Raw genomic sequence first — 13,514 nt, 5'->3', positions numbered from 1 at the left:
ATTTACTATAATGGCTAACCGTAAAAATCGTGACCAAAATAATAATGGTAAGATGTCGCTGGAAGAAGCTGGACGTAAGGGCGGGGAAGCAACCGCTCGGAATCATGACCGCGAATTCTATGAAGAGATTGGAAGAAAAGGTGGAGAAGCCACTGCTGAAAACCATGGTCATGAATTCTACGAAGAAATTGGCCAAAAAGGCGGGGAAGCACGAGCAGAACAAAGCCACAATGACAACGGCAATGATGGCAAAATGAGTAAAGAAGAAGCTGGCCGCAAAGGCGGAGAAGCTCGTGCAAGACAACGTAAAAATAACGACAAATAACCTAGTATCGTTCACTATATAGCTTGATATAAAAGGTGCTTTTGAATCAATGAAATGATTCAAGAGCACCTTTTATTTGCTATTCTCATCCATTCTATGAATCATTTTCACATCTATTGTTTATTATTAAATCGCATATTTTTTAATTTAAAATAAAGATTTAAAGGAAAATGAGAATGACAATATATATGTCTTCCGTCAGTATTCTAAAGTTGATTTTGTCTGTGTTCCATAAAGTTTACAAAATACCGGTCAAGGAAGTTGAACTACTCGCCACTTAACACCCTTACGGGTTGTTTGAAGTGGGAGATTCCTAAGAACACTCGCGTATCCGCCAGTTTTTGATTAGGCTATCCCCGCAGTTCCTGCGGTTAGAAGTTTTATCGCTTCATTTTTAAGGTTTATGCTTGCGTTCATATCCCGGTCATGATTTGCGCCACAGGAGGGGCAGTTCCACTCATGAAGGCTAAGATTCTTAACGTCTTTGTTTTGGTATCCGCAACTTGAACACAATTGGGAACTAGCGAAGGTCTTTGATACAGCAATGACTTGTTTGCCATACCATTTTGCTTTGTACTCTAGCATTGTTCTGAATTGTGACCAAGAAGCTTCGCTAATCACTTTTGCTAATTTGCGATTTTTTAACATATTCGATACTTGCAAATCTTCAATACCGATGACATCGTGGTTTTTAATGATTTCGGTAGAAATTTTTTGCAAGTAGTCTGTTCTTGCATTCGTGATTTTCTCATGAATACGAGCGACTTTACGCATTTGTTTTTGATAATTCTTTGCTTCGCTTAGTTTGCATTTCCGTTTCAAAGCCAACTGCTGGCGTCTGGAAAGAACACGCTGTGCAGCAGCCAACTTTCTTTCCAACGTGCGAAACCATTTGGGGTTGCTAAATACCTCACCAGTTGAAAGAATGGCAAAGTCTTTTACACCAACAGAGGAGCCCGTTTTTGATATTTCTTGTACTTCTGTTTCTGCAAGGATAGATACAAAGTATTTCCCGCTTGGGTTCCTCCTTATTGTAGCGCTGAGGATACGCCCTTCTACTCCACGACTTTTGGCAAACGTAACGGGCCCAAGTTTGGGTAACTTGATTTTGTTGCCAATGATGGAGATATTATTGTTTGTATGCTTAGTTGTATACGATTGAACCTTGTTCTTTTTAGACTTAAAGCGTGGGGCTTTATTCTGTTTCTTAAAAAATCGAGTATATGAATCTGCTAAGTTTTTGAGCGAGGACTGAAGCGCAATGCTGTCAACTTCTTGTAACCATACGAATTCCTTTTTAAGCTGTGTTAGCTGGGAAGAGCAAGTGTTATACGTTAATCCTTTTCCGGTTTCTTTATAAGCCATGTTCCACCTTGCCAAGAAGTGATTGAACACAAAACAGGAACACCCGATTGTTTTAGCAATCAGTATTTCTTGTTCTTTGTTTGGATAGATGCGAAATGTATATGCTTTATTGACTAACATTGTTTTCACCTCACCTCAAAGAACGTTTGTTTCTATTTTAACACAATGATGTGAATTTTGACTATCGTTAACGCCATTCATCTCCCACTTACTCATTGGGCTACGCCCTTCACATTCCTTGAAGTAGGAGTCTTCTGTCGAAAATCCGATAAAAATAATGAACAGACTATGATTGATCGTTTTATATAGACTTTCTTCTAAGCTTGTGTGTGCATTCGTACGTATGTCCCCACAATGATGAATTGCCTTGTTTCCTGATCAAAATACGTAGCCGTCAAATCCTGCTGATCTTGTGATAATAAAATAAGATCTTGCACGGAATAATGCGTCGGCTGATTGCTTGTTCCATATGCATCTACTACTTTTCCGTTTAAATCGATTAATTGAACCCAACCGCTTTTGCGAGTAAGCGTTTGTTGAGTTGCTTCGGATAAGCTAAGATGATGATTTTTAAAATCAATATTCGGCTGTATCTCGTTTAATATTTGAATGCTCGCACTCTTTAGGTCACACGAAACATCATCCAGAAAATACTAGGCCTCGCGTCAATTGAAACAATCAATAGAGGGAAGCCAGTGCATCATTCAGGAGTAGCCGATGTGCCAGTCGAACCGGCGAATTCATTTTTACAGTGGTAAATCGAAAACAAGGAATTAAAATTAATTAACTTAGAGAATAATTTTTGGTCAGGCTAAGGCAATATATTTCCCATTAAAAATACATTGAAGAACAAAGAAAGTTACGGAATTAGTTACATATTATTTTTGAGAAAATAAATAAAAGGCGACTATTGTTCAATTTTGAACAACATGTCGCCTAGAAAGTTATATTAAAATGTATGTTTTTCAGTGGCTTTGCGAACGGCCATCTATGCGACGGGATCAACTTTTTGGACGCTTAATAATTTCTCACAGAGCTTCACGGCTTCTAAGTATAATTTTTTATAAGTAGCTAAACTCATTTTCCTAATGACTTCAAAATCATCAAAATTTACTATATGAAACCGTTCATTTAATGCGGCTGCATTAACCCATGCAGTTTCCTCAAAGGCTATATTCATCTCATGTTCCTCTATTAACATTGCAAACAACTCAGGCTTGCTAAAAATTTGACGCATAGAATAATTTTTCTTCATCGTAAATATTTCTAACGTCCTCGTTAAAGAGGCATCCAGTGCTTTCTGATCCAGCGCATGCCCCAGTTCGTGTAAAGTAATCGTCTTTACATATGTTTGCAACGAACAAAAAGGAGCCATTTCTTGATGTGCGGATACTAATCGTTTAGGATCATAACCAATCGTTTTACTCACAAAATTATAGCTCATATTGATACCACAATTGTCTTCTTTAACCGGTATATCCATATAAACCTTTTCCATTACAGACAAAATCAACAGCTGCAAACTAGCAGAAGCTGCATATGTTTTCATTCTCACTTTCCTTTTCCTTTTTTTTCTATTCTTAATATATACTTGGTTTGCACAATATACAATGGAAAGTGAGAATTATTCACGAAATAGACAAGCATACAGAAAGATACCCTTGAATCGCTTCATTCGATTCAAAGGTATCTTATAGGTTATATTATAAGTGGATTACGCCCATTATTTATTATTATCTTTTCGTTGTCTAGCCCGTGCCTCTCCGCCTTTACGTCCCGCTTCTTGACGACTCATTTTATTGTCATCATGATCGCGACTTTGGTTTGCACGGGCTTCTCCACCCTTGCGACCAATTTCCTCGTAAAATTCCTGATCATGGTTTTCAGCAGTCGCTTCTCCGCCTTTTCTGCCAATCTCTTCAAAGAATTCTCGGTCGTGATTACGAGCGGTAGCTTCTCCACCTTTGCGGCCTGCTTCTTCCACAGTCATTTTACCATTATCGTTTTGATGGTCGCGTTTGTTTCGGTTAGCCAAGAATAACATCCTCCTTGAATTTAATTCCTATCAGCTCGTCGACAAGCTTATTAGCTATATTCCCATCTCATTCACTTTAAAACATCCTCCGCTAAGAATGGGAATAAAGTGGTATAGTGAATAATATACATCAATTTAAAAGAAGGTGGAGATAAACGACACGTTTAGATCTCCACCTTTCCCCTTTGTATACGTTTATTTACAATCACCTATCAAGCGACAATTACACTCCGTTAAAAGCTTGCCGATAAATCTCCGCTAGTTCGGTAATGAGCGGAAGTTTTGGATTTGCCGTTGTACATTGATCTTCAAAGGCACGTTCCGCCAAGTAATCGACTTTCCTTTCAAAATCTTCTTTCGTAACGCCGTTTGCTTCGATGCTCATTGGAATATCCAGTTCGAGTGCCATTTCAATGATCGCCTGAACAAGGCTTTCAACCCCTTCTTCTGTTGTCCGGGCTGGCAACCCTAGTACTTTGGCGATTTCTGCATAGCGTTCGTCCGCTTTATAGCGTTCATATTTCGGGAATGCTGCAAACTTTGTTGGCTTTGTTGCATTATATCGAATGACATGGGGCATAAGAATCGTGTTAGATCTTCCATGGGCAATTCCGAATTCAGCTCCAAGCTTATGGGCCAGGCTATGGTTGATTCCAAGGAAGGCGTTCGCAAATGCCATCCCCGCAATGGTTGAAGCGTTATGCATTTTCTCACGAGCAAGTTCATTGCTGCCTTTATGGTAGGCTTTTGGTAAATATTCAAATACGAGCTGTATAGCTTTCATTGCAAGCGCATCTGTATAATCGTTGGCCATGACGGAGACATACGCTTCAATCGCGTGCGTCAAAACGTCCATTCCCGTATCGGCTGTTACATGTTTTGGAACCGTCATAACGAATTGTGGATCAATGATTGCTACGTCCGGAGTTAATTCATAATCTGCCAATGGATATTTAATATTTGTTTCTTTATCTGTAATGACTGAAAAAGATGTCACCTCAGAACCTGTACCAGATGTTGTGGGAATCGCTACGAACTGTGCTTTCCGCCCGAGCTTTGGATATTTCACGATTCTTTTTCTAATATCTAAAAACTTTTGTTTCAAACCATGAAAGTCTGCTTCTGGATATTCATAGAACAACCACATTCCTTTAGCCGCATCCATTGGAGATCCCCCACCAAGTGCGATAATGACATCCGGTTGGAAATGGTGCATCATTTCTGCACCTTTCATCACCGTTTCAAAACTTGGGTCTGGCTCCACTTCTGAAAAAATTTCACAGTGTACGTAGTTTTGGCGTCTTCGTAAATAGTAAAGTAGTTTATCCACATATCCTAAATCAACCATACCTTTATCTGTCACAATCAAAGCTTTACTTATATCGGGCATCTTTTCCAAGTATTGGATCGATTCTTTTTCAAAATAAACTTTAGGTGGCACTTTGAACCATTGCATATTGTTATTTCTAGTTGCTACCGTCTTTATATTCATCAAATGTGTCGCTCCTACGTTCGTAGATACTGAATTTCCACCATACGTGCCGCATCCAAGCGTCAATGATGGTAAGTACGCATTATAGATGTCACCAATGGCTCCTTGTGAAGATGGTGCATTGACAATGACACGTCCCGCTTTCATCCTGTGGCCAAATTCATGGATTACCTCATCATTTGTTGTGTGGATAACAGCTGAATGACCAGTTCCTCCAAATTCAAGCATTTCCTCCGCTCTTGTCAATCCTTCCTCAAGGGAACTCACTTTAAAACATGCAAGAACCGGACTTAATTTTTCACGTGATAAAGGAAATTCTGGACCAACCCCTGCTATCTCAGCAATCAAAATTTTTGTGTCCTCATGCACATTTACGCCTGCCAATTGAGCAATTTTAGCGGCGGGCATTCCAACAATTTCAGGATTGACCGCACATGCGTTTTCATTAATAACTAATTTTTCTAGCTTTTTAATTTCTTCCTTATTCAAAAAATAGCAATTATGATGAATCAATTCATTTTTCACTTCATCATAAATTTCTTTATCGATGATAACTCCTTGTTCAGAAGCACAGATCATTCCATTATCAAATGTTTTCGATAATATTAAATCAGTAACAGCACGTTTAATGTTAGCCGTCTTTTCAATATAACAAGGAACGTTACCAGGTCCAACACCAAGAGCTGGCTTTCCTGAGCTGTACGCGGATTTCACCATTCCAGCTCCACCTGTTGCAAGAATTAGGCTCACCTTTTCATGATTCATCAATTGCCTTGTCGCTTCCACAGAAGGGACTTCAATCCATTGAATACAGTTTTCTGGTGCACCCGCTTTGACCGCGGCATCTCTGACGACTCTTGCCGATTCACTACTGCATTTTTGTGCGGATGGATGAAAGGCAAAAATAATGGGATTGCGTGTTTTCATTGCAATTAGAGCTTTAAACATAGTCGTCGATGTCGGATTCGTCACAGGCGTAACTCCAGCAATCACTCCGACTGGTTCTGCGATTTCTATGATGCCATCTCGCTCATTTTCATGAATGATCCCAACGGTTTTATCGTACTTAATATTGTTATAAATATATTCAGTCGCAAACAGGTTTTTAATAATTTTATCCTCATATACTCCACGTTTTGTTTCTTCTACCGCCAATTTCGCGAGCGGCATATGTTGATCAAGACCAGCGACAGCCATCGCCTTCACAATTTCATCTACTGCTTTTTGATCCAACTTTTGAAACTCTTTTAACGCCTTCCGCCCTTTCTCTACTAAGACATTAATCATCGACGACACACTTTTCTTTTCATCCAAAACCTTTTCTGCTAAAGCCATGTGAATCCCTCCTATACTTTTTTATTGCCTTTTTCACTTGTGAATATTTTCACAAGTGATGATAAAAAAAAGAAATGTTGCTAACTTAAATATCATTATATATGAGCACATCGAATTTGTGAAGTGTTTCACAAGTATTTTTTATTTATTTTTATTATTTTTCTCACCCTTAGTTCTTGCATATTACTTTCGAAGCCCAAGTACCAGATAAGAAGAAAAAGACCCCAAAACAATGTCTGGGAGTTTTGACTAGAATAAACTAACGTTTTAAGAAAGGTGGCACACGACGAACACCTTTAAGACCATTTTTACGTTCTTATTCCCTTATTTACAGATTTTTATAGATTAGTATTTGAACTTTCTCGATAAATCGGAAATTATGGGGGAATTATATTTTACAACGACAAAATAAAAGGGGAAATGAAACATGTCATATGTTTTACAAGTAGATTTTAAAATGAATGGGCCTTTTGGGGATGAAATGGCGGAGGCGTTTACTGATTTAGCCAAGAGTATCAATGAAGAAGATGGATTCATATGGAAAATTTGGACTGAAAATCCGGAAACAAATGAAGCTGGTGGAATTTACATGTTCGAAACAACAGAAACAGCTGAAAAATATTTAGATATGCACTCTAAAAGACTAGCTAGCTTTGGAGTCACAGACATCAACGCAAAAGTCTTTGCTATTAATTCCAAACTTACCGAGATTACTAAAGGTCCGATAAAGTAAAGGAATCCGTAAAATTTATTATGAATGTTTAATACCATCGCTTATTAAATGGAAAAGTGAGTAGCTTAAATCGCTACTCCTGTTCTATTTAATATAAAGTCTGGTTCTTATTGGATTTTCCTATTTCCACTGACTGTGCCTAACATCGACATGGTCGCCTTCATGTCAACAAAAAATAGTACAACGCTTGAGTCTTCCGTTGCTGTAATAGGAGGAAGGGGATGATCCAAGTCAATTATTGCCTCCTGCTTTTTCAGCTTTAAATCATTAATACTAATTTCTCCATCCACAACATATAAAAATGGTTGGAGCCCTTGATATACAGGGACTTTTAGTTTATCTCCCTTTTTTGGATGGGCATCTAAAATATACACATTTTGTCTTACGTGGAGTGGAGCATGACTGTCTTCTGGTCCCACCATTAAATACCACTCCCGATTCGCAACAGCTTTTTCATGAAACTGTATAATTGGTTCAAGATCCTTTTCCCTTGGTCGGATAAAAATTTGAAGCATTTCTACCTGATCCTTTTTCACCTTTTCTTCATGCCAAAAGCTGTATCCCGCATTCATCATCATTAGGTTTCCAGGAGATACTGCTACTTCTAAACCAGTCGAGTCTTTATGATACATCGTGCCTTGCCAAATATAACTGAGAATCTCGTCATTCACATGCTCATGCATTTTTATTGTTACTCCCTTTTTCATTAAGGCATGATCAATAATACTTAAAGGGCCAAACGCAGTATCCCCCTTTTCCCCTATAAATATGGCACCGGGTTGAATTCGAGTAATAGTAAATGGCCCTTTAAATGGTTGTTTATGATTGTCGGCTGTTAATTTTTGTATCATGAAAAGGTCTCCTTTCGCCCCTTCTAATACTTTATCAATTATTTCTGTTTATAGTGCAACTTACAGATGAATGTCTTGAGTCCGCCAAGGCCTGATTGTGGAATAACAGAAGACGTCTTTTTATAACAAGTTTAAAGTGGAATTTTGGGTAATAGAAATTAATATAAGTACATATTCAAGCAAAGTGGCATTGGCACTTGAAATGATGTCTTCGTTTTACCAAGATTGGATTTACTCCTGGTTGCCAATGCGATTTATGGTAGAAGGGCTTTGAGAATTGTTCTTCTTTGGGAAAGAATTAACATGGAACACTCCTGTTTCTGTCCTTGTATGGGTTGGTATAGTAAGTATGTTCGTCCATCTTGGTACTGCTTGAAAACGCAAAACGGTAAAGGAACAAATCACTGAAGCAAACGTTTTAAATAAATGAGAGAGTAAACCGTCTCCCTACAAGGGAAATGGTTTTTCTTTTGAATTGATAACGGTGATTATGGCTTTTTGAATTGGCGTAAAAGCAAGCTTCTATACTTCATTTCCATCCTTGATCATTTGAGGGACAGTCGGCCTGTCCCTCTGTCCTACCTGGGCAGCTCTTGGACTCGAGGCACTCCTTTATTGTAGTCTAAAGCCTTCTTCAAAGAGATAGTCCTCGGCTTCATCATAGGAACCGAATGCAGCTTCTAGGTTTAAGCCGGAGTAGACATTCCACCATTCGTCCTCAAGTACGAGGAGCAGTGTTTGACCCTCATCATTCACCCAGCGTTTTTCTTGTCCTTCCCCAATGATGGCATTTTCCCTCGCTAGAGGAGAATTGGCTGAAAGAGATTGTATAGATTCATTCACGATTCTTCGTAAATCAGCTTCAGAGAAATCACGGATATTTACAAATCCTTTTTCATTCACCTCATAGTTTTGAAGGTTTCCGGCATATACAAAACCATTGCCATTTGGATGAAGATGCTGAACGACAATTTTTTTATCAAAGACACTGTCGTTATAATGAAAGTTTACTCTTTTTAAAGATACATCCTTGCGTTGAAGCTCCGGGAATGATTCAATAATCTTAAGTTTTTCCTCGAACGATAACATATGTATGTCCTCATTTCTATTGTAATATTTCTTTTGCGCGGCCAACTTGTCCATCCTCTAATCGACCTTAATCCCCTGTCGTTGAAAGCTAGACTTTGTTAAAATACTTTTGACAATTCCTTTTGTCAGTATACCGGTTCGTTGATCCTTCTTTAGCACGATTCTGCCCATTCATCACGAAAAATCCTTCCATTATTTATTTGTTTATATAGTTTACCTTACATTTTATAATTTATCTTCAAAAAAACAGATGACCTCTAGAGTCATCAGTCCAAATTACACTTGGTTAGTTGTCCTACCATACTTTGGGATAATGTACCTGTCTCTCTGTACCATTGTATCAAAGTTCATGGGCTTAGGCTTCTATGTAGCTGGCGCCCGAATGAAAGATATTTAGAGGAGATTAGGGCATGCAAGATTAGCAACAACCATGGATACCTATACTCATCTGTCGGAAAAAAGTGACAAGCATTTAAAACTTCTTCTAATCAAATATTTAAAACCAACGAATAGTGACCCCCGATAGAAACGGTAGTGAATGTAATTAAAATAATTCCAGTCACTATCCATTTTTTTGTACCTTTTTTTAAGAACAAAAGCACTAACGCCTGGAGCTAGACGTAAATCGCTTCTTTAAAAAGTTATTCACAAACGAATATTTTATAATTTCCTAAACGATGAAAAAACCTGCTTGGAATCGAGTTCCAAACAGGCTAAAACCTAATGGTACCAAGGGGTTTAGCGTTTTGAGAATTGCGGTACACGACGAGCTCCCTTAAAACCATATTTCTTACGTTCTTTATGTTATGGCATGATGTTTACCTTATTGTACAGGTGTTCATAAATATGAATTTTATGAACGGCTTTTATATAGAAATTTGTATCAAGATGCTTATATCAAGTAATAGATTACAATTGGTCTACTCTACTGGTTTGTGTAATTAAAGCCCACCACAAAACCGTGAGAAAGCCAAAATTATATACTTTCCTATTTATTGCAAAACAGCACTCTTTTTAGGTAATTTGAATAGTTTTAATAGCTGTTGACTTACTATCATTTATTTTGGGCTATCACCATTATTTTTAAAAACAACTTGATTCCTCAATACACCAATACCTTCAATTTCAACCTCAACAAGATCCCCTTCGGTAAGTGGAGAGACGCCTGACGGTGTTCCTGTAATAATAACGTCTCCCGGTTCCAACACCATTTGATGTGAAATATAAGAGATTAAATGACGAACCGAGAAAATCATATCGTTGGAATTAGAATCTTGCTTTAGCTGCCCATTGACTCTTACTTGTATTTGTAAATGATCAGGATTCAAATTCGTCTCAATCACAGGTCCAAGCGGCTTATACGTAGGGAATGATTTAGCCCGTGCAGGCTTTCCATCCTCTAACTGGATATTTCGATCGGATATGTCGTTGCAACACGTAAAGCCAAGTACATATTCAAGCGCAGCCTCTTCGGATACATGGTAAGCTCGCTTGCCGATAATTACTGCTAGTTCACCCTCATGCTCATTTTTATGCTCTGGATGCACTAACTCTATCGTATCCTCTGTGCCAATAATGGCCGACACCGAAGGAAGAAATACACGAGGTTGCGTGGGCAAAGGCATATTTACCTCCTCTGCATGCCTTTTATAATTCAGGCCGATCGCAACAACCTTGTTTGGAATTACGGGTGCTAGCACTTTTATGTTGGACAGTGCAAATGCATCTTCCGTCATTTCATAACTAGAATAAATGGAGCCTTCAATTCGAACAACTTCATCACCCTGCACAATGCCATATGAAGGTTTATCTTTATATAAAAAACGCAGAAATTTCATATCCTCCCCACCTTTCGATTGATTATTAACTCAATATCTGCGGACGCTTACACCAAATAAGCCTTGTGGTCTAAATACGAGCAGCAAGATAATGACGAAGAAACCGATTAGGCTACTGAATTGAGGGCTAATAAATACAGTTGTGTACGCCTCAAGCAGGCCCATCAAGAGTCCGCCGACAATCGCTCCTGGAATACTGCCAAGACCGCCTAGAATTACGACGATAAAGGAGTAAAGAAGCGCCTGCTCACCTGAGTAAGGATAGATCAAATACATAGGACCGAGCAGTGCACCCGCCAATGCAGGCAATCCACAGCCGATCGCAAAACCAAGTGTATTGTACCGTTTTACTTGAATGCCATGTACAAGAGCCATCTCCGGATCCTGAGTTATTGCCCGCAGCGCTTTTCCTGTCCATGTTTTCATGATAATCCACATGAAGAATGCTGTTGCCAAAAAGGAAATAAGCATCAAATATACTTTAGTACGGGTAATGACAACAAATCCAAGATCAAACGTCACACCTTCACCGATTACTGGTGTACGAGGTATCGCCATTGCTCCAAAAATGATCAGTAATAAGCTTGATAGTACGAGAGATAGGCCGAGCGTCCCGATTAGGTTATTCAACGGGTCACCTTTAATTTTTTCAATGTAGAATCTAGAGATAAATCCACCCAGAATCATACCGCCTGCTACCGCAAACAAAATACTGATGTAAATCGGAAGCCCTATTTGCACAGTGAAAACATAGTACAAGTAGCCACCAATCGTGTAAAATTCACCATGGGCAAAGTTAATGATCCGCTGGATACTAAAAATAAGTGTAAATCCGAGCGCGATCAACACATAAAAAATACCGGATGACAAACCATTCACAGTAGCTTGAGCCAAAAGTTGTTCCATAAGCGTGCAACCTACCTCCTACCTAAGTCTTCTTAACCTATATCAAATTCTTCAAGATGCCTACACTCCACCAATGTAAGCGTCAATAATCCGCTTATCTTGAGCCAACTCTTCGGACGGTCCTTCATATACTACTTGCGCATTTTCAAATACATAACCATAAGATGAAAGGCTTAACGCCATAATAGCACTCTGCTCAACTAGTAATACAGAAACTCCCCGAGAGTTAATTTTTTCAATAATAGATTCAATCTCTTTAATAATGATTGGAGCCAAACCTAAGGAAGGCTCATCTAAAATCAATAGCTCTGGATTGCTCATTAACGCACGTCCAAATGCCAACATTTGCTGCTCGCCGCCACTAAGGTTGGATGCATGTTGCTTGAAGCGCTCCTTCAAAATCGGAAACATTTCAAGCACCCGTTCCAATTCCTCCTTGATATTAATTGTCTTATGACGAGCATAGGCGCCAATGAGTAAATTATCTTCAACCGTCATCTCAGGAAACAGTCGTCTATTTTCTGGAACTAACGCCATTCCCCTTCTTATGGCCAAGTGGGGCTCCTCATTTAAAATTGATTTGTCTTTCCAAATAATATCTCCGCTATCTGCTTTTTTCAGCCCCATGAGTACTTTGGCTAAAGTCGTTTTACCAGATCCGTTACGGCCAATCACACAGACACATTGTCCCTGATTGACCTTGATCGAAATCCCCTTCAACGCTTGTACGGCGTTGTAACTAGTAAACAAGTTATTCGTTTGCAGTAGAGTCATAGCTACCTCCGAGATAGGCTTTAATAACTTCAGGATTCGATTGAATTTCTGCTGGGTTTCCGTCTGCAATCTTTTTTCCGTAACTGACAACCGTAATGTTGTCGCACAAAGACATGACAAAACGAACATCGTGTTCAATCAGCAGAATCGTCAATCCCTTGTCTTTTAGACTCCTGATCAACTCTTTCATCTGCGATCGTTCCTCTTCATTCATACCACCCACCGGCTCGTCCAACAAAATGATTTGTGGATTGGATGCCAACGCTAACGTGATGCTTAACATCCGCTGATGTCCGAAGGGAAGTTCTTTTATGACCTCGTCCTGATATTCTTCGAGTCCCACAAACTTTAATAGTTCTAGCGCCTTTTTCACACTTTTTTCAACCAATGATTTCGATTGCTTAAAACCAAAAATCGTCTTAAACAGTGGCATGTCCTCATGAAACATGCATGCCCTTGTCATATTTTCCAAGACGGTTTCATTAGAGAAAGCCAGCGTTGACTGAAATGTTCTTCCAATACCTTTACGTACAATTATATGCGGTGAAAGATTTGCTATATTTGAACCTTTGAAAATAACCGATCCGGTATCCGGCTTCAGTCCCCCAGTAATGATGTTAAACATTGTTGTTTTTCCGGCTCCGTTCGGCCCAATCAGACCGGCAATTTCACCTTTTTTCACCTTAAAAGATACGCTGTCTATCGCTGTTAAGCCCTTGAATGTCTTCGTAATACCGTTAACTTCCAGTAAAATTCCTTGATCTCTCATAC

At 39.0% G+C, this 13,514-nt stretch carries 12 protein-coding genes and 3 pseudogenes; 3 read left to right on the top strand and 12 right to left on the bottom strand.

What is annotated here, in order from left to right; all coding sequences use genetic code 11:
• Positions 1–10: 10 nt before the first annotated feature.
• The gene (locus KHA95_RS21300) at positions 11–325 is read left to right on the top strand and encodes a KGG domain-containing protein (protein ID WP_213139587.1); all 315 of its coding nucleotides are present in this window, start codon (positions 11–13) and stop codon (positions 323–325) included.
• Between the two features lie 345 nt (positions 326–670).
• Here the strand turns inward: KHA95_RS21300 and tnpB are convergent, their stop codons facing one another.
• The 4 genes from tnpB to adhE form a co-directional block, all read right to left on the bottom strand.
• The gene (gene tnpB, locus KHA95_RS21295) at positions 671–1,810 is read right to left on the bottom strand and encodes an IS200/IS605 family element RNA-guided endonuclease TnpB (protein ID WP_213139586.1); all 1,140 of its coding nucleotides are present in this window, start codon (positions 1,808–1,810) and stop codon (positions 671–673) included.
• Positions 1,811–2,678: 868 nt separating this feature from the next.
• Complete coding sequence (locus KHA95_RS21290; RefSeq protein WP_213139585.1) at positions 2,679–3,239, bottom strand: integrase; 561 nt, start codon at positions 3,237–3,239, stop codon at positions 2,679–2,681.
• Between the two features lie 174 nt (positions 3,240–3,413).
• Positions 3,414–3,725 carry a KGG domain-containing protein gene (locus tag KHA95_RS21285; protein ID WP_481748466.1) on the bottom strand — a complete coding sequence of 104 codons (312 nt, stop codon included), beginning with the start codon at positions 3,723–3,725 and terminating at the stop codon, positions 3,414–3,416.
• 223 nt (positions 3,726–3,948) lie between these two features.
• The gene (adhE, locus tag KHA95_RS21280) at positions 3,949–6,552 is read right to left on the bottom strand and encodes a bifunctional acetaldehyde-CoA/alcohol dehydrogenase (RefSeq protein ID WP_213139583.1); all 2,604 of its coding nucleotides are present in this window, start codon (positions 6,550–6,552) and stop codon (positions 3,949–3,951) included.
• A gap of 427 nt (positions 6,553–6,979) precedes the next feature.
• Between adhE and KHA95_RS21275 the strand changes: the two genes are divergently transcribed.
• Complete coding sequence (locus KHA95_RS21275; RefSeq protein ID WP_213139582.1) at positions 6,980–7,285, top strand: monooxygenase; 306 nt, start codon at positions 6,980–6,982, stop codon at positions 7,283–7,285.
• Positions 7,286–7,392: 107 nt separating this feature from the next.
• Here the strand turns inward: KHA95_RS21275 and KHA95_RS21270 are convergent, their stop codons facing one another.
• Positions 7,393–8,136, bottom strand: a complete 744-nt coding sequence (locus tag KHA95_RS21270) for a pirin family protein (protein ID WP_213139581.1) — start codon at positions 8,134–8,136, stop codon at positions 7,393–7,395.
• Between the two features lie 184 nt (positions 8,137–8,320).
• Here KHA95_RS21270 and KHA95_RS23045 point away from each other — a divergent pair.
• A pseudogene (locus KHA95_RS23045) lies at positions 8,321–8,512 on the top strand (YhgE/Pip domain-containing protein); the annotation flags it as partial.
• 236 nt (positions 8,513–8,748) lie between these two features.
• On the opposite strand, the gene KHA95_RS21265 reads toward KHA95_RS23045, so the two are convergent.
• The 7 genes and pseudogenes from KHA95_RS21265 to KHA95_RS21240 form a co-directional block, all read right to left on the bottom strand.
• Positions 8,749–9,225, bottom strand: a complete 477-nt coding sequence (locus tag KHA95_RS21265) for a hypothetical protein (RefSeq protein WP_213139580.1) — start codon at positions 9,223–9,225, stop codon at positions 8,749–8,751.
• Between the two features lie 16 nt (positions 9,226–9,241).
• A pseudogene (locus KHA95_RS21260) lies at positions 9,242–9,396 on the bottom strand (YwbE family protein).
• Positions 9,397–9,963: 567 nt separating this feature from the next.
• Positions 9,964–10,023, bottom strand: a pseudogene (gene rpsI, locus KHA95_RS23420) (30S ribosomal protein S9); the annotation flags it as partial.
• Positions 10,024–10,283: 260 nt separating this feature from the next.
• Positions 10,284–11,063 carry a fumarylacetoacetate hydrolase family protein gene (locus KHA95_RS21255; protein ID WP_213139579.1) on the bottom strand — a complete coding sequence of 260 codons (780 nt, stop codon included), beginning with the start codon at positions 11,061–11,063 and terminating at the stop codon, positions 10,284–10,286.
• A 30-nt stretch (positions 11,064–11,093) separates the two neighbouring features.
• Positions 11,094–11,969 carry a branched-chain amino acid ABC transporter permease gene (locus KHA95_RS21250; RefSeq protein ID WP_213139578.1) on the bottom strand — a complete coding sequence of 292 codons (876 nt, stop codon included), beginning with the start codon at positions 11,967–11,969 and terminating at the stop codon, positions 11,094–11,096.
• Positions 11,970–12,029: 60 nt separating this feature from the next.
• Positions 12,030–12,743, bottom strand: coding sequence for an ABC transporter ATP-binding protein (locus KHA95_RS21245; RefSeq protein ID WP_213139577.1), 714 nt, complete (start codon positions 12,741–12,743; stop codon positions 12,030–12,032).
• Positions 12,721–13,512: an ABC transporter ATP-binding protein gene (locus KHA95_RS21240; RefSeq protein ID WP_213139627.1), complete on the bottom strand. Its 792-nt coding sequence runs from the start codon at positions 13,510–13,512 to the stop codon at positions 12,721–12,723. Before KHA95_RS21240 ends, KHA95_RS21245 begins: the two co-directional genes overlap by 23 nt.
• Positions 13,513–13,514: the final 2 nt, after the last annotated feature.

The sequence above is a fragment of the Bacillus sp. FJAT-50079 genome (genome assembly GCF_018343515.1).
Lineage (GTDB): Bacteria > Bacillota > Bacilli > Bacillales > Bacillaceae_C > Lederbergia.
This window is presented reverse-complemented; position numbering and strand designations above follow the sequence as displayed.

What these genes read in the sequence shown, in the direction of transcription:
- KHA95_RS21275 (WP_213139582.1), top strand. Translation starts at nt 6,980, where the DNA reads ATGTCATATGTTTTACAAGTAGATTTTAAAATGAATGGGCCTTTTGGG.
- KHA95_RS21250 (WP_213139578.1), bottom strand. Translation starts at nt 11,969, where the DNA reads ATGGAACAACTTTTGGCTCAAGCTACTGTGAATGGTTTGTCATCCGGT.
- KHA95_RS21240 (WP_213139627.1), bottom strand. Translation starts at nt 13,512, where the DNA reads ATGAGAGATCAAGGAATTTTACTGGAAGTTAACGGTATTACGAAGACA.
- KHA95_RS21255 (WP_213139579.1), bottom strand. Translation starts at nt 11,063, where the DNA reads ATGAAATTTCTGCGTTTTTTATATAAAGATAAACCTTCATATGGCATT.
- KHA95_RS21245 (WP_213139577.1), bottom strand. Translation starts at nt 12,743, where the DNA reads ATGACTCTACTGCAAACGAATAACTTGTTTACTAGTTACAACGCCGTA.
- KHA95_RS21265 (WP_213139580.1), bottom strand. Translation starts at nt 9,225, where the DNA reads ATGTTATCGTTCGAGGAAAAACTTAAGATTATTGAATCATTCCCGGAG.
- adhE (WP_213139583.1), bottom strand. Translation starts at nt 6,552, where the DNA reads ATGGCTTTAGCAGAAAAGGTTTTGGATGAAAAGAAAAGTGTGTCGTCG.
- tnpB (WP_213139586.1), bottom strand. Translation starts at nt 1,810, where the DNA reads ATGTTAGTCAATAAAGCATATACATTTCGCATCTATCCAAACAAAGAA.
- KHA95_RS21300 (WP_213139587.1), top strand. Translation starts at nt 11, where the DNA reads ATGGCTAACCGTAAAAATCGTGACCAAAATAATAATGGTAAGATGTCG.
- KHA95_RS21290 (WP_213139585.1), bottom strand. Translation starts at nt 3,239, where the DNA reads ATGAAAACATATGCAGCTTCTGCTAGTTTGCAGCTGTTGATTTTGTCT.
- KHA95_RS21270 (WP_213139581.1), bottom strand. Translation starts at nt 8,136, where the DNA reads ATGATACAAAAATTAACAGCCGACAATCATAAACAACCATTTAAAGGG.